General features: G+C 44.2%; 11 protein-coding genes. 1 reads left to right on the top strand and 10 read right to left on the bottom strand.

Features of this window, described 5'->3' with window-relative positions; genetic code table 11:
• Nucleotides 1–2 precede the first annotated feature (2 nt).
• The 10 genes from GRFL_RS07005 to GRFL_RS06960 all read right to left on the bottom strand — a co-directional run bounded on the left by GRFL_RS07005 (nt 3) and on the right by GRFL_RS06960 (nt 14,992).
• The gene (locus GRFL_RS07005; protein WP_083643937.1) at nt 3–1,442 is read right to left on the bottom strand and encodes a sodium:solute symporter; all 1,440 of its coding nucleotides are present in this window, start codon (nt 1,440–1,442) and stop codon (nt 3–5) included.
• 3 nt (nt 1,443–1,445) lie between these two features.
• Nucleotides 1,446–3,023, bottom strand: a complete 1,578-nt coding sequence (locus GRFL_RS07000) for a glycoside hydrolase family 10-like protein (RefSeq protein ID WP_236995893.1) — start codon at nt 3,021–3,023, stop codon at nt 1,446–1,448.
• Between the two features lie 19 nt (nt 3,024–3,042).
• Entirely contained in the window at nt 3,043–4,185 is a 1,143-nt protein-coding gene (locus tag GRFL_RS06995) for a glycoside hydrolase family 18 protein (protein WP_206601043.1), read from the bottom strand.
• Nucleotides 4,186–4,250: 65 nt separating this feature from the next.
• Complete coding sequence (locus tag GRFL_RS06990) at nt 4,251–5,948, bottom strand: SusD/RagB family nutrient-binding outer membrane lipoprotein (protein ID WP_083645999.1); 1,698 nt, start codon at nt 5,946–5,948, stop codon at nt 4,251–4,253.
• 10 nt (nt 5,949–5,958) lie between these two features.
• Complete coding sequence (locus GRFL_RS06985; protein ID WP_083643934.1) at nt 5,959–9,045, bottom strand: SusC/RagA family TonB-linked outer membrane protein; 3,087 nt, start codon at nt 9,043–9,045, stop codon at nt 5,959–5,961.
• Nucleotides 9,046–9,274: 229 nt separating this feature from the next.
• A complete protein-coding gene (locus GRFL_RS06980; RefSeq protein ID WP_083643933.1) occupies nt 9,275–10,327 on the bottom strand; it encodes a carbohydrate-binding family 9-like protein in 1,053 nt (350 codons plus the stop codon).
• Nucleotides 10,328–10,332: 5 nt separating this feature from the next.
• A complete protein-coding gene (gene murQ, locus GRFL_RS06975) occupies nt 10,333–11,148 on the bottom strand; it encodes an N-acetylmuramic acid 6-phosphate etherase (protein WP_083645997.1) in 816 nt (271 codons plus the stop codon).
• 19 nt (nt 11,149–11,167) lie between these two features.
• Complete coding sequence (locus GRFL_RS06970; protein ID WP_083643932.1) at nt 11,168–12,772, bottom strand: beta-N-acetylhexosaminidase; 1,605 nt, start codon at nt 12,770–12,772, stop codon at nt 11,168–11,170.
• A gap of 44 nt (nt 12,773–12,816) precedes the next feature.
• Nucleotides 12,817–14,085 (bottom strand): sugar MFS transporter, encoded by a 1,269-nt coding sequence (locus GRFL_RS06965; RefSeq protein WP_083643931.1) that lies wholly within the window; start codon nt 14,083–14,085, stop codon nt 12,817–12,819.
• 10 nt (nt 14,086–14,095) lie between these two features.
• Nucleotides 14,096–14,992, bottom strand: coding sequence for an ROK family protein (locus GRFL_RS06960; RefSeq protein ID WP_083643930.1), 897 nt, complete (start codon nt 14,990–14,992; stop codon nt 14,096–14,098).
• A gap of 243 nt (nt 14,993–15,235) precedes the next feature.
• Here GRFL_RS06960 and lepA point away from each other — a divergent pair, with 243 nt between their 5' ends.
• The gene (gene lepA, locus GRFL_RS06955) at nt 15,236–17,032 is read left to right on the top strand and encodes a translation elongation factor 4 (RefSeq protein WP_083643929.1); all 1,797 of its coding nucleotides are present in this window, start codon (nt 15,236–15,238) and stop codon (nt 17,030–17,032) included.
• Nucleotides 17,033–17,090 lie beyond the last annotated feature (58 nt).

Here is a 17,090-nt window from a genome sequence, read left to right as displayed (position 1 = left end):
TTTTAAGCCTTTCCGGATTTCAGCAATTTCAGACCAATAACTGTGAGCGCGGCATTGACGATGAGGATCTCAAAGCCAAACTGGTAACCTCCGAACCATTCCGCAGCATTTCGGTCTATTATAAAAGACACTATCGGCGCAAGAATACAAATGTAGGGCACCCAGCGATCTTTAACCTGGGTCTTGCTGAGCAGGCCAAATGCGAACAGGCCCAATAACGGGCCGTAGGTAAATCCTGCGACCTTGAAAACGGCGCTAACCACACTGGAATCATTTAATGCGTTGAAGGCTATGATGACCAGGAAAATTAGCAAGGTAAAGCCAATATGTACCAGCATTCTGGTTTTTTTCGACCCCTTTTCCTTCTTCTGAATATCGAGAATGTCCACACAGAATGAGGTTGTTAAAGCCGTAAGGGCCGAATCGGCACTGGAAAAAGCGGCTGCAACAATTCCGAGTAAAAAGACAATTCCGGCCAGGTTTCCGAATTCATGGAGCGCCAGGAACGGGTAAACCTCATCGCTTCTTTCGGGTAATACGATTTGCTGATCGAATGCGTACTGGTACAACATCACCCCAAGCGCCAGAAACAGGAGCGTGGAAAAGAAAAAACTAACCGAAAACCAGAAAATGTTCTTCTGCGCTTCCTTTTGGTTGCGACAGGTAAGATTCTTTTGCATGACGTTCTGATCCAGTCCGTTCATAGCAATTGTGATGAAAATTCCGGCCAGGAAAGTTTTAAAGAAATTGCGATCAGATTTCCAGTTCCAGTCAAAAACCCTGGAAAGGTCGCTTTGCTGAATCATTTTCACCCCGGAAACCATGTCGAGCGACAGGTGATCCAGGATCACGAGGATCGAAATAAGGACCGCCAGCAGCAGAAAACTGGTTTGGAGAGTATCTGTCCACACAATGGTTTTAATCCCGCCTCTGAACGTATATAACCAGATCAGAGAGATGGTAACCAGTACCGTAACCCAGAAGGGAATACCAAAATTGTCAAAAAAGGCCAGTTGCAGGACAAGAGCGGCCAAAAATAGCCGGAATGAGGCACCAATGGTTTGCGAAACGAGGAAAAATCCGGCGCCGGTGAGATACGAATTCTTTCCGAAGCGGGACTTCAAATATTCATAAATCGAAACCAGGTTCATTTTGTAAAAAAGCGGAATCAGCACCAGTGCGATCACCACGTAGCCCACAATATTTCCGAAGACAAATTGCAGATAGGTCCAGGCGGTATTTCCCACTTCTCCTGGAACCGAAATAAAGGTCACCCCGGAAAGGCTCGCTCCTACCATCCCGAACGCCACAAGATACCAGGGCGACTGTCTATTGGCAGTGAAAAAAGTAGCATTATCGCTACCACGGGAAGTGACGTAACTAATGCCCAATAGCAGCAAAAAATAAGTGGCAATTACTCCAAAAACGAGAATTGGGCTCATAGGCTAGTCGATCACGATGCTGTGAAAATCACTCTGATTCCCGGTTCGGTCTACGGCAGTCACGCCAATTTCCTTTAGTTTTCGCTTCTTATCGCCTACGATATACTGCATCTCGAAATTGCGCTTTTCTGAAGTCAGGATCTTATAGTCCCAATTCCCTTCTTCATATTTAAAATAGAGCACCCAGTGAAAAACGGGTTCGCTACCTTGCGGCAGTTCCCAACTGATGCCGATTCGTTCGCCATTGATTTTTGTACTGATCGCTACGGAAGCCGGAGATTCGCTGTCCAGCCACGGACTTGCAGGTACCAGTGCCGGTTTACTGTAAGGCCCTTTCAGCAAAGCAGTAGATAGGGAATCGTACTGCACCAATGGGCCAATGCTCCAGTGCACTGTTCCTTTACTGTTGGGTAACATTCCGCGTGTGATCATAATCTGGTTGATGGTTTCATCCACATTCTTTTCATCACCACCAAGTCCCACACTGATTCCCGGCCAAAGGTGACGGTCCTGTGTGTTTTCACTTTTCCACCAACCCAGCAGTTCCGGGAAACTTTGGCCAAACTGGTTGATCTTCCAGTAAAGTTGCGGCGTAAAATAGTCGATCCAGCCTTCGTTCAGCCATAATTTGGCATCAGCATACAGTTTTTCGTACTGATTATAGCCGGAAACTGATTGCGGATAACCGGGCTTCCAGATCCCAAACGGACTCAGACCAAACTTCACAAATGGTTTTTCTTCTTTGATTTCCGTATAGACGCGGTGAATAAAAGTGTTCACATTGTCGCGGCGCCAGTCTGCCCGGGAAAGTTTTCCGCCGTTGCTCACATAGGCATTCCAGCTTTTGTCATCAGGGAAATCCTTGCCGTTGTTATATGAATCGTAAGGATAGAAATAATCGTCGAAATGTACACCATCGATATTGTAGCGTTTTACAAGATCCATCACCACCGCAGCGGAATGATCCTGTGTTTCTTGTTGAGCGGGATCTAGCCACCACATCCCATTCGCCAGTTCTACGGCGATTTCGGGCTTTCTTTTGATGATCGATGCTTCGGTGATCTCTTTTCCGGTTGTATGGTGAGCGCGATAAGGATTGAGCCAAACGTGCAGTTCCAGGCCTCGCTCATGTGCGGCTTCTACCCAGAATTCCAACGGATCATAATACGGGTTAGGCGCCTTTCCCTGCGCACCGGTAAGAAAATAAGACCATGGTTCCAACTCACTTTGATAAAGAGCATCGGCCTGCGGGCGAACCTGGAAAATCACCGCATTGAAATGATGCTGTTTCAAGAAGTCTAATAATTTCAGTGCTTCTTCCTGCTGAACCCTGGAAGACAATCCCGGTTTGCTCGGCCAGTTTATATTCGCCACCGTGGCAACCCAGGCTGCCCGGAATTCATAAATATCGAGCGGCGGTGCAAATTTTGAAGGTTCGGCTGTGCTTTGCGATGTTTCGGTTTGCGGTTCTTCCACCGTAGTTTCTTCCGTAGGTGTTTGAGAAACTTCCGGAACACTGGGTTGGGGAACGCTGTTCTGAGTGGTTTTACAGGCAGTAACTGCTATAAAAACAAGTAGCATACAGAGCCTGAAAGTTTTTTCAATCATTCTTTTTAACTAATTCTATAGTATTCAACAACGTATCATTCTCAGTATCTCCTGAAAGTTCCCAAAACATAATTCCGCCCAGATTGTTGTCTTTCACATACTGTACTTTTTGCCGAAGGGATTTTGGATCATCGTAGGTCATAAACAGTTGCTCATCTGGAGAATAATTATAAGTAGCCTGTGCTACGGTATCCCAATAAGTTTTAAATCCTTTTTTCGAGTTTACGAATGAATCAATCTTTTTATAAGAAACGCCCATTTTAAAATCACCTTGCTGATACAGACCGTGATCGGTATCAGGAACGTTTTCCCAGATACGCGCGTAAAATGCGGCCCCAATAATAATCTGTTCCGGCGCCACGCCTACAGAATCCAGAAATTTTACGGCATGATCGGTACTTACCTGTTGTTCTTCCGTGGCGTACAGTGAGGTAAGGTGACCGGTATGCGGAGTGTTTCCGTTCACAAGATCATAGCTCATCAAATTCACATGGTCCACAACAGCCATCACCTCTTTCCATTCTATAGATTTTTCAAGGTATTCATCAAAACCGCCAGCTGCGAAGGAAATTACGGCCGAATCGCCTAAAGTCTTCCGAAGTTCCTCTACTAATAATGTGAAGTTATGCGTGTCTTCTGGTAAAAACTGGTGATCTGGAAAACCGGCAATGCCTGGGTATTCCCAATCCAGATCTATCCCGTCTACCTTATACGTTTCTAAAATTTTCTTTACGGAAGCGGAAAATGCTGCTCGACCGTTTTCAGAAGCAAATACTTCGGAACAGGTTTTACAACCTCCCCAACCACCAAGAGACACCAGAATTTCCAATTTTGGATATTTTTCTTTCAGGCTGGACAGATACATCAGCTGCAAGCTATCCTTTTCCCGGCCTTTCAGTTCTGCACCTTCCAGATGTAGAAAGCTATAAATGATCTGATCCAGTTTTTCCAGGTTCGAATCTTTTATAGGCTGTGGCCGACCTGTCCAGTAGGCAATGGTTTTAAAACCTGCATCTACCGTATCCGAAGTTTTCGATTTGCTTTCAGAAGCTCCTTTTCTTTCCTGATCCTTGCAGGAGTAGAGCGTCAAAAGAGACAACATTAAAAATGCTACTGTATATACTGTTTTGTTCATACTGATAAATTTAAAAAAGGATCGCCAGCAAAACCGGCGATCCTTAAAGCTAATTCAATATTTTTTTACATGCCGTCAGCCCACCAAAGTTCGGTGCCCTGCTCGTCTGGGCCCTGGACTCCAAGTGCAGTTTCCAATTCTTGGCCATTAGTATTATATTCAGCATTTCCATATCTCATTCGCTGAGGATACTTGCCATTCAAAGTTCCCGCAGAATAAATTTCATAATCTGAAACTCCATTGGCCAGTTCTTTTGGATAACCGGTGTCTCTAACGATCGCCCAGGCTTCAAATCCATCAGTATAGGCGGCTATCCATCTCTGAACAGCAATCTTCTCGAGATTCTCTTCCATAGTTCCGTCCAGTTGGGCCATTGGTTCACCACTGAGAAAAGTTGCAATTTCATCTTCGCTCACATTCCAGATAAGCATGGCCTGCCTGATCCCTTCCTGATACAAAGCCTGTGCATCTCCGGAAGAAACACCTTTTACTGCAGCTTCTGCCTGAAGAAAGTTACCTTCAGCAGCGGTCATGACCACTTCAGGGAAAATGGGCTCTCCAGTGTTTTTAGGATTGATGATCCAATCGGCTGGTTCAGAAAATAAATTGTTTTTCACATGCGGATAGATATCCCCATTCAAGCGGGTTGGCTGCCCTACATAATAAGTACCTTCAGCCACATTGATGGTTACTTCATCTGCGGTACCGCTCTTTGTGTATTCCACACCTGCGTTATCCAGTTCTCCCAGAATGAAATCTACATACTTATCGAAAAGCGCCACTCCAGAGCCTTCTTCCGGTCTGGTGAATACCGCTTCACCTCCATCAATAGGTTTGGCATATTTGGAAAGCCTTGGATCGTTGTTGTCTCTCAAGTAGTCAACTAGCGTTTTTCCCACGTTCCAGTGAGAACCTACTCCTGCGAAATTATGCCAAATGTCGCCATAAGCTGCGTTTCCAAACTGATCAATTTCTGTATCTTTTTCCATTAAGGCATTTTCATCTGCGGTATCTAGCAGGTCTGCCTGCAATGCCTCGTTAATAGCAGCATCTGCAAAGCTTTCACCCGGTGCCCCTTTTGCTCTTAGAGCCATACGTAGTTTTAAGGTGTTGGCAAGCTGCTTCCATTTTTGCAAATCACCATTGAAGAAAAGGTCATTTTCAGCCAACAGCTCCAATCCTTCCCCGGTTACAGACTGACTTCCAATAATGCCCATTGCTTCATCAAGATCTGCAATTACCCCCTGGTAGATCTCTGCCTGTGTATCAAATTTCGGAGTAATGATATCTGGGTCAGAAGCTTCCGTATAAGGTACCATTCCAAAAGTATCGGTATACATCTGGTAGTACAGTCCTTTCATAATTAGGCCCAAAGCATAGAAATTCTCATTTTCGAGTTCGCCACCTGGTTTTACAAAATTTTGATATACGCTAAGATTACTTACATAACCCGCCATCCAGTCATAAGTTGCATCGGTATAAGATGAACTATAAGAATAGGCCAGAGCGTCACTCCACCAGCAGCCATTGAACCCAAAGGTGAACTGACCGGCAAAACGATCGGCATGGATCAATTGCGCTCTCCAGTAAGGATATCGGTTTGGAGCATATAATTCAATTTGTATACCTGTTAGGAAGTATTTCGCGCTCACTTCATCTGAAGTAAATGCATCTGGTTTAGTGTTGATTTCCTCAAAATCGGAACAACTAGCTAGTCCCGCGATTAAAAGGCCTGCACTAAGTATTTTTATGATTCCTTTCATATTCATTTTCTTAAAAATTAATATTAACGTTCAAGCCCAAGCTTCGGATAGTTGGAGCGTTATTAAGGGAAATCCCCTGGCCTGAAAGACCGGTCCCGATCGAGTTATCAGGATCGATATCTTCTGCATCCTTGTAGAAGAAGAACAGGTTACGACCTATAAGTCCTACAGATGCTGAAGTAAGTCCAATTCCATCAATTGCATCTGATGGAAATCTATAGCTTAATGAAAATTCACGAAGCCTTACATTGGTCTGGTCGTAGATGTAATTGGAATTGATTCCTGAAACGCTACTCCAGTATTGTTGGGCAGTAATGGAAACAGTATTTGGTTGCCCGGTTTCCTCGTTGATAGCATCCACCACAACTCCTTCACCACGATAATCCAAACTTCTTCTGGAAACACCCGCCGCATCAAGATACGAAGATGTAGCTGAATAGATCTCGCCCCCAAAGCGACCATCTACCAAAACACGAAGGTTCCAGTTGTTGTAGCTGAAGGTATTAGTTAAACCACCAATCCAGTCTGGCTGAGCATTGCCCAGTTTCACTTTTTCTGAAGAAGCTAATGGGAAACCTTCTGCATTCACCAGCCGTTGTCCCTGGTCATTAGTTTTCCAGGTAGTTCCGTAGATATCACCAATACTTCCACCAACCTGACCACGAATGGAGATATTACCCAAAGTGTTTAGGGCGGCAAAATCTAACCCATCGATCAGGTCTACTAATTTATTCCTATTCTTGGAGAAGTTCACAGATACATCCCATCTGAATTTTTCAGTTCTTACCGGAACACCTCCTAACAAGACCTCAACCCCTTTGTTTTCGACCTCTCCTACGTTTTCTTTAAAGTAGTTATAGCCTGTAGCAAAAGGTACCGGGACATTGTAGATCATATCCATGGTGCGGATCTTATAAGCTGAAACTTCTCCATAAACGCGGTTAGCGAACATGTTGAATTCCACTCCAAATTCAGTTGACTGTACACTTTCTGGTTTTAGATCTGGGTTCAATCTTACGCTAGGCCCGTTCAAAACGGTAAGTCCCAGATACCCCTGTGTGGGAACACTGAAAGTTTGGTATAATTGATATACATCGGTATCGTTTCCTACTTCTGCCCAACTTCCTCTTAATTTCAGCATGTTCAGGAAGTTTTTATCTGGGTCAATGAACTGGTTTACCAGCATCGATAAACTCGCTGACGGATAGAAATACGAACGATTGTCTGCGCTTAAAGTAGACGACCAGTCATTTCTGGCAGTAAGGTCCAGATAAAGGAAGTCGTCATACGCAAAGCTGAACTGCCCATACAAAGAGTTAATCTTCTTGATACCGAGTGGAGTATGCGTACTAGTCTGGATATTGGTGTTGCTCAGGAAAGTTCTGGAAGGCAAACGAAATTGTGACCCGCTCACATTCATAGTTTCAAAAGAACGTTTGCTCAAACTCCCTCCGAGATTGGCTACCAGGTTCAGTTTATCTGAAATGTCCTTATTGGCAGTTAGCAGGAAATCAGCATTAAGCTCCGAATTCTTTCTGGTCGTATAGCTTAATCTTCCAGTGTAAAAGAAATGCTGCCCGTATGCCTGGATATAATCTGTTCGGGAGTTGGTAATATCACCTCCTACCCTTCCAAAGATCGAAAGCCAGTCATTAATATCATAAGTCAGTTTTGTAAACCCGATAAAACGATCTCTACGTTCATCATTGGTGTCTTCATTCAACATCCAGTATGGGTTACCAATACTTTTGTTCTGTCCTGCATAACTGATGGAGGCATATTCATCAGAGAACATATTCGGATCGCTCCATAAAGAAGGCTTATATTTTCTTAGATCGTTGATATCGATGTTTCTTGGCATCGTATAAACATAAGCCAGAACCCCTTCAGTTCCCACATTCACCCGGTTTTGAAGTTCCTGAGTGAAGTAGGTAGCCTTCGAATCTATATGAAGCTTGTCTGAAAGATCGACCAGGCCACGTAAATTAAAGTTGTGACTCTGTAATTCAGAATTTGGAATAACAGATGTTGTAGCATTATTGGTATAAGAAAAACGCATGCTATAGTCCTCACCGCCATGCTCAAGAGCAAGGGTGTTAATACTTTTAAGGCCGGTGTCGAAGAAATCCTCTACGTTATTCGGTTGAGCAGAATAGGCTCTTTGTTCACCCGTATAATAGAGTTGTTGAGAACCATCTAATGGTGCACCCCAGGAAGAACTTCCGAAGTTTGCTAAATCGGCATACACCGCTCCATTGGTTCCTTGTCCATATTCATTTTGATATTCAGGTAAAAACATGGTTTCTTCCACTGAAATATTGGAGTTGATCGAAACACCCAGTCCTCTGGTTCTGGAACCTTTTTTGGTAGTGATCAAAATCACCCCGCTCGCCGCTCTGGAACCATAAAGGGCTGCAGCATTCGGCCCTTTCAAAACCGAAATAGATTCAATATCTGACGGGTTAATATCAGTGATCCCTCCACCAGTCACGGTACTATTATAGATACTCCCGCCAGATTCATTTCCAGAAGCATCGATAGGTATACCATCTACCACAATCAACGCCTGGTTGTTACCGGTAAGTGTATTGTTTCCACGAATAGTGATACGAGAACCTGATCCAACACCTCCAGACTGGTTTACGATCAAACCAGGAACTTTACCAACAAGAGAGTTGGCCACGTTGTAATCTTTTACCGTATTAACTTCTTCTGATTCGAGCTCGGTCACCGCATAACCCAGAGATTTCTTTTCCCGGGTAATTCCCAGGGAAGTTACCACAACTTCATCTAGTGCTTCGGCGTCTTCGGAAAGCACTACATCCAATGTAGTTTTTCCTTCAACCGCTAATTCCTGTGATCCATACCCGATCATGGTAAATACCAGGATGGCATCCCCCGGTACATCGATCGTGTATTTCCCGTCGAAATCGGTAACGGCACCGTTGTTTGTTCCTTTCTGGATCACCGTCACTCCAGGTAACGGCATGTTGTTTTCCCCATCGATAACCGTTCCGCTAACAGTTTGCTCCTGGGCGAGCATACTTTGAATTGACAAGAGCGCAATAGTCAATAGAAAAGATAGTTTTTTGACCATACTTTTAAATTTAAGTTAGTTAATAGCTAATTCCAGTTTTGAGTTAGGTGTAATTTTCTGATTGTTTTTGTGTAATTAATTTCCCAAATGTTAACAACCCTTTAAGCTGAAATCTTAAAATGTTTTAAAATAAAAAAAATTAATTCTAAATAGCAATACTTTTTTAAATTTTTTATTAAACATATGCCTATTTATAAAATTTTATTTCTAACCTGCTGCACGATTATATTTAATAGGTGAAGATCAGTCCGTTTTCGCGAATGCCGTAACGAACGGGTGAAGATGGATCAATAATTAGGATATTCCAGCCAGCTGAATGCGTCTCGAGTTTTATTTCATATCCCGATAATATAATTGCTTCAGAAAGTTCCAGTTTGGTTAATTCAGAAGCCCACTGCCCGTGAATGGAGCGGTATTGCTTTTGGGAGCGATACATTTTATACAAGAATCGCTTTTTGCTTTCCGCTTCAGGCAACTGGAAAGTAAAAACTTCCCCAGCCGGCTCGTCTCTGAAATAAACATATCCCCATCTTTCAGGTTCATGCATGTTCACGACATATTGCGGGCTCCAAACCCAATTATATTCCGGAAGATATTGACCTTCAGAAGTTTTTTTACGGGAATATTTTCCTTCTGAAACTTCAAATTGCCAGTTTACCCTGGAAAAATTGATTTTCCAGTAATTTTCTTGATGAGTCTTTCCACTTAAATTATTTTCTTCGAGAACCTTCCATGGCATGGCGATTTCTGCGCTCCAACCCTGATCCACATCAGAGGAATCATTCAAACTGCCAGTAATATGAACAGCGGTCCGAATTCCAGAGATGTTCCAGGTATCGATAACCGCACCACCTTCTCTGTAGGGTTTTGTTAACAATAAATCCCAAACCGTATTCAGCGCGTTCATTTCGAATTCCATATAATTGAAGGTGTCCCCGTCTGGATCTATAAAGATTTCGAAATCATTGTTGTAAAAAATAACGGTGTCTCTCTGTTTCAGATGTGCCCAAACATGAGGCTCCTCCATTTCTGCATAGAAATAAAGATATTCCTCATCCCACAACATTTTCACATTGGTGCGAAATGGCGGAATTTCTTCTCCTTCAATATCAATAAAATCAGAAGTAAATGGAACTTTAGACCAGGATTTTTCATTGGCGATACCATCAATTTTGATACTGTCAACAGTTCTGAAAGCTACATAGGTCCGGGGAAATCCTTCCTGGGAATAAACAATTGATCCTAAAAAGATCAGTAGTACAAATAACCCGGGAAACTTCATATACTCTACACCTTGTAATTCATAAGAACGGCTCTAACGCTGCCGTGTTTTAAAAGTAGTTCCTGGGCTTCATCTTCCGGGATGTCCAGTTCCTCGCAGATCATTTTTACCCCGCGGTTCACCAGTTTCTTGTTAGATAATTGCATGTCTACCATCTTATTGCCCTTAACCCGGCCCATTTTGATCATCGTTGCTGTAGAGATCATATTTAAGATTAGCTTTTGCGCGGTACCAGATTTCATTCGAGTACTTCCGGTCACAAATTCAGGACCCACGATGCATTCTATGGGATATTCTGCAGCCTTTGCTAACGGACTCCCTGAATTACACGTGATACAACCGGTAGTGATACCATTTTTTCGGGCGGTTTCGATCCCCCCGATTACATAGGGCGTGGTTCCCGATGCTGCGATCCCGATCAGCACATCTTTTTCCGAAATTTTGAATTTCTGAAGGTCTTTCCAGGCTTGCGCGGTGTCATCTTCAGCGTTCTCCACAGCATTGCGAAGGGCCGTGTCACCACCGGCGATCAGGCCAATGAACCAGTCGCCAGAAACACCAAATGTAGGCGGGATTTCCGAAGCATCCAGCACTCCCAGTCGGCCGCTGGTTCCGGCCCCAATGTAAAACACGCGGCCTCCTTTTTCCATTTTCGCCACATTGATATCAACGATGGTATTGATCTGCGGAATCACTTTTTCCACCGCCAACGGAACGCTCTGATCTTCTTTATTGATGTTCTTTAACAGACTTTCCGTGCTCATTTTGTCCAGATCATCATAATTAGACGATGCTTCGGTAGTCAGTTTATTCTTTTGCATTTCTTCTGAATTTGAAATATTAGTTATTTGGGCTGAATCCTGAAAAAACATCGGTGTATACTGAATTTACCGGCACCTCTGGCCAGGCAATTCCGGGTGTTGGATAATGGTGAATACCCATCAACTTCATCCGAAGTCCCTGTCTTCCCAGTCGCTGCTTGAAATCTTCAAAATCCAGCGCTTGTTTCGGTGACCAGGAAATTTCCGCAACGGCCATAAGCCGCGGCCAGAAACGATCGTCCATCATCTCATCGGTCAGGACATGCTCGCTCCATACCGGCGCTTCCATCCCCAAAGCATTAGGGTTTTCTGACCGAAAACCGTATACATCAGCCAGCGACACCCCTTCCTTATTGCACCAGTTCAGCGTATTGGGCTGGCCTGGAACATTGGCGTGATCCAGGTAAAAACTGGAACATATAGATTCGATTTGCCTGATATTTTTATTCTTAGGATTCACTTTTCCGTGCCATTGCTGGCTGATCATATTGTTGCTTACCGCTGCCTTGGTGATCTCTTCCCAGCCAATACCGGTCTTCCCGAGATCCTGAACCATTTTATCGATCTTCAGAATGAATTCCTCGTAAGCAGGGTCTTCGATCTCGTCCCCGCCAATATGCAGGTAATCACCCATGGTCATTTCGGCTATTTCACGAAGTACATTCTGGGCAAATTCATAAGTCTTTGGATTATCCATGCAGAATTTGGTCCAGCCAACCTTATAACCTGTGTAAGGCTCCGGAGGCAGGACATGTGCCGGATTGATATTCGACTGATCCTCGCAGTTCAATTCTGGCAGCGACCTCAGCGCCGCGTAAATATGCCCGGGCATATCGATCTCCGGGATCACGATAATATGTCTTTCTTTGGCATATTTTTGAATTTCACTGAATTGTTCCTTGGTTAAAAAACCAGATCTGCCACCTTCCACTGAACTTTTGGAACCGATCTCGGTAAGCTGCGGGTAGGCATCCAATTGAATCCTCCATCCCTGATCATCGCTCAGGTGAAGATGCAGTCGGTTCATTTTGTAGAGGGCCATTCGGTCTATGTGCGTTTTCAGGTAATCCATTCCGAAAAAACTCCTGGCCATATCAACCATAGAACCTCTCCATTCGTAAGCCGGAGTATCCCGGATGTGCACCTGCCTGAAAGCGATCTTCCCGGTTTTGCCGGTTTCGATCTGGGCCGGAAAGAATTGCCTGAGGGTCTGGATTCCGTAGAAAAGCCCGGCCTCGCTCCCACTTTCCAGCAATATTCCGGAATCATTCACCGTAAGAGCATAGCCTTCCTCGCCAATGCTGGAAATAAGATCTTTATTAAGTTTCAATTGCCAGTTTCCACAGCTTTCCGCAGTAAGCATTTTTGGATTAAGATTGGCAGATATCAGCAATTTTTCCAGCCATTTTGCGGCAGTTTCAGTCCCAGGTGCCGCGCAAATAGTGTTTTTCTTCGGAAGCTGATAGACCTCATCGCGCCAGTTCACTTCAGTTGGTAAAGGGATCAAAGCTGGGATTTCCGCAGTAATAGCTGAAGTTTTTTCCGCAGTTTTTACACCGGAACAGGAAGCCATAACAAACAGGAATACCATGGCGATGCGCGCGGAAGTTAGGATCTTACACATAATGCTGAATTTATTGCAACGAAAACCGTACTGTTTTCGATAATCTATTTTCTCACTTTATAACCCATCACGGCGAAATACAGGATGAACAGGTAACAGGGCACCAGAATCCAGTAAGCCTGCTGCGGACTCCAATTTTCAGCCAAAGCACCGTACAATAGCGGAACGATTGCTCCTCCTGCGATTCCCATCACCAGCAGAGAGCTGGCTTCTTTGGTGAATTTCCCCACATCTGCCAGAGCCATGGGCCATATAGCCGGCCACATCAGGGCATTGGCTAAGCCGAGGGCCGCGATAAACGCCAGTGACGTATAACCTTCGGTAAAAATGGCCAATAAGGCAAATATGATCCCGAGTACTGCAGAAACGCGCAGGGCACTCTCCTGTTTGATGAATTTTGGGATTGTAATGATACCCATAATATAGCCCACGACCATCGCGATCATGGTTCCGGTAGCGAAGTATTTGGCACTGGTAAGCGCTATTCCCTGCGAAGCTCCATAGCTGATGATACTATCTGCAGCGATCACTTCTACACCCACATAAAGGAAAAGCGTGATCACGCCAAGGATGACATGCGGAAAATCGAAAACGGTCTTTTTGGAAGCATTTGCTGCCTTTGCCGCCTCATCTTCTTCTTCGGCTTCCACCTCGGGAAGATCAGATTTATAAACCCAGAAAGCCAATAGCAGCAAGACGATGATGATCCCGATATACGGCGGAATAACGCGCATGGCCATGGCGTTGAGTTCAGAAGTCATTTCGGCCTGTGATAAATTGGCAATTTCCGCCTTCAGCTCATCGGCTTTTTCCAGCTGCAGGAAAAACCCGATCAGGATCGGGGCCAGCGCTCCGGCCAGTTTATTACAAATTCCCATGATACTGATTCGTTTGGCAGCGCTTTCCGCAGGACCTATTATCGTAACATACGGGTTCGAAGCGGTTTGAAGAATGGCCAGGCCGCTACCCATGATAAATAAACCGGAAAGGAATAAAATATACATCCTGGTCATCGCCGCAGGAATGAACAACAAGGCTCCAAAAGCCATAATTCCCAGTGCGACCGACATTCCGTTTTTAAAACCCAGTCTATTCAGTGTTCTTGCAGAGACCGGCGCCATGACCACATAAGCGATATAAAAGGCAAAGGTCACGAAATACGACTGAAATTTGGTGAGTTCACAGGCGATCTCGAGATATGGGATCAAGAGGGAATTGAGCCAGGTGACGAAACCAAAAATGAAGAATAACGCGCCGATGATCACAATAGTTCGGCTGGTTGAAGATCGCGAAGTGGTCTTTGTTGTTGCCAAGGTCTATAAATTAAATTTTAATATCGGTTTTTGAAGGCACAATGGCCAGATTTGCCAGTTCCTCCAGGTGATCCTGCACAAGTGCTGCTGCTCCAAGCAGTGAAACTTCAGAAACATCTGAGGTTAGGATCTCGAGGTCGTTCAGGACTCTTTTGAAAGGAAAGGCATTGAGCGATTCGCGAAGGCCTTCTTCAAAAAATTTAAATGAATCACTTACCGAGCCGCCAATGAATATTGCTTCCGGAGAAAGGATCAGAAGGATCATCTTAATGGCTTCGCCCAGGTGAGACCCGTATTCCTTGAAAGCCTGCATAGCTTTAGGATCACCATGCTGCGCCCTTTCAAACAACTCATAACCGGAGCTGCCATAATGCTGCTGAAAGAATTTCCCGCTGCAATAGGTTTCAATGGTACTGTCTTTATAAGGCATACTGCCGAGCTCGCCGGCACTGGCATAATTTCCGCCGTAGAGTCGGTTATTGATAAAAATGCCCGATCCAAAACCGGTACCTATGGTGATTCCTACGAAATTGCGGTAGCCCCTGCCCTTTCCGAAGTATTTTTCACCAAGAGCAAACATATTCGCATCGTTGGTGATAAAAACCGGTTTCTGAAAATGGGCTTCCAGGACTTCCTTTAAATGTACTTCCTGCCAGGATGGAATGTTCACCAGGTCGTAGATAATCCCGTTATCTTCATCCACAAGACCCGGAACCCCGATACCGATCCCGGCAAAACTGGTTTCCAGCGCCTCGATTTGCTGAATGATGTCCTGTATGATTTCTTCCTGAGCAGCGTTCGCCCGGGTTGGAAATTTTATTTTTTTCTCGATCACCCCGTTCAGGATCACGCCCATTTGAATTTTGGTCCCGCCAATATCAATGCCTATAATTCGTTCTTGCTTCATGTAAATGGAAAAAGTGCGCAAGCCTAAAAGTTATGAAATTCATGGAGAAAAGCGAACGCATAATTACAAAGTATATTTAAATTTTAATTATATACAAATACTTTTTTAAAAAATTTATAAAAGTCTGAAAGTTTTTAAGTTTTGAACTTCGATAAATTGATTAGGTATGAGCGTTAATTCAATTATATTTGTACTCTTAAATTGGCCTCAATTGAAACTGGCTGAAAGATAGAACAATCGGAGATGAAGAACATTCGGAATTTTTGCATTATCGCACATATTGACCACGGGAAAAGTACCCTGGCCGACAGGCTGCTTGATTTCACCGGATCGGTTACGGAAAGAGAAAAACAGGAACAGCTGCTCGACAATATGGACCTGGAGCGGGAACGCGGGATCACCATTAAAAGTCACGCGATCCAGATGGATTACGTTCATGAAGGTGAGGAGTATGTGCTGAATCTTATCGACACTCCCGGTCACGTAGATTTCTCTTACGAGGTTTCCCGTTCTATCGCTGCCTGTGAAGGCGCGCTTTTAGTAGTCGATGCTGCTCAAAGCATACAGGCTCAGACCATTTCTAACCTGTACCTGGCTTTGGAAAATGACCTGGAAATTATTCCGGTTTTGAACAAAGTAGATTTGCCAAGTGCGAATCCTGAAGAAGTGACCGATGATATCGTGGACCTTTTAGGTTGTGATCCTTCCGAAGTTATTCCGGCCAGTGCGAAAACAGGCATCGGGATCCAGGAAATTCTGGATGCGATCATCAACAGGATTCCGGCACCAACAGGAAAAGTTGATGCGCCATTGCGCGCCCTGATCTTTGATTCAGTTTATAATCCTTTTCGTGGAGTGGAAACCTTTTTCCGTGTTATTAACGGGACGATCAAGAAAGGGCAGCGTATTAAATTCGTAAATACCGATAAACAATATGACGCTGATGAAGTTGGAACGCTGAAGCTGAAACAACAACCGAAGAAAGAAATTAAAACCGGCGATGTAGGTTACCTCATCACCGGGATCAAAGACGCCCGCGAAGTAAAAGTTGGTGATACCATTACAGATGCTGAAAATCCTACGACTGAAGCTGTTGCCGGATTCGAAGATGTAAAACCAATGGTTTTTGCCGGAATTTATCCGGTTGATACCGAAGATTACGAAGACCTTCGAGCTTCCATGGAAAAATTACAGCTAAACGATGCTTCGCTGACTTTCGTTCCTGAAAGTTCTGCGGCTCTTGGCTTTGGTTTCCGTTGTGGATTCTTGGGGATGCTTCACCTTGAAATTATCCAGGAACGCCTGGAACGTGAGTTCGATATGACCGTTATCACTACGGTTCCTAACGTATCGTACCACGCCTTTACCAACAAACATCCTGATGATGTAATTTTGGTAAATAACCCTTCAGACCTTCCGGATCCTTCCACTTTGAACAGGGTAGAAGAGCCGTTTATCAAGGCAACGATCATTACGAAGGCCAATTATGTTGGCCCTGTAATGTCGCTTTGTATCGAAAAAAGAGGGGAGATCGTGAATCAGACATACCTGACTACTGAGCGTGTGGAACTGACTTTTGACATGCCTTTAGCTGAAATTGTTTTTGATTTCTATGATCGCCTAAAAACTGTTTCCAGAGGTTATGCTTCTTTCGATTATTCACCTATCGGAATGCGTGCTTCACACCTGGTAAAAGTAGACGTGTTGCTTAATGCCAATAAAGTTGATGCACTTTCAGCCTTATTGCACAAAGACAATGCGTATGATATCGGGAAGAAAATGTGTGAAAAACTGAAGGAACTGATCCCAAGACAACAATTCGATATTCCAATCCAGGCTGCGATCGGCGCGAAGATCATCTCCCGTGAGACGGTTAAAGCACTTAGAAAAGACGTTACCGCGAAATGTTATGGTGGAGATATCTCCCGTAAGAGAAAGCTGTTAGAAAAGCAGAAAAAAGGTAAAAAGCGTATGCGGCAGGTAGGAAACGTCGAAATTCCGCAGGAAGCGTTTATGGCTGTTCTGAAACTGAACGACTAAAAATCTTTGAACTTATATATGAAACCCGGTACGAAAGCACCGGGTTTTCTTTTGTTTA

This window comes from Christiangramia flava JLT2011 (assembly GCF_001951155.1).
GTDB classification, from domain to species: domain Bacteria; phylum Bacteroidota; class Bacteroidia; order Flavobacteriales; family Flavobacteriaceae; genus Christiangramia; species Christiangramia flava.
The sequence above is the reverse complement of the archived record's forward strand: the minus strand, read 5'-3'. Positions and strand labels throughout refer to the sequence as shown.